We start from the raw sequence: 250 nt of genomic DNA, 5'->3' as shown, positions 1-250 counted from the left end.
TGCAACGGCGTGCCGTTTGCCTTCGGTATGTTTGAATGCAGCGTCAACAGTGATGTTTTCCATGCTTGGATAACACAGGCATTAATTCCCGAATTACCTGCCTGCAGTATAGTGGTGATGGATAATGCGACGTTTCACAAACGGCAGGATATTTTGGGTGCGTTAAAAGAGGCCGGCCATATTGTGCTTTGGCTGCCGCCATACAGCCCTGATTTGAATCCGATTGAAAAGACGTGGGCGTGGATTAAAA

Annotated in this window: 1 protein-coding gene; it reads left to right on the top strand. The window is 47.6% G+C overall.

The window, feature by feature from the left end; genetic code table 11:
• Positions 1-250 (top strand): transposase (locus tag V0R37_RS22850; RefSeq protein ID WP_420376656.1); only part of this gene is annotated, 250 nt, incomplete at both ends.

This window comes from Pollutimonas rozaliensis, from assembly GCF_048751585.1.
GTDB lineage: Bacteria > Pseudomonadota > Gammaproteobacteria > Burkholderiales > Burkholderiaceae_B.
This window is presented reverse-complemented; position numbering and strand designations above follow the sequence as displayed.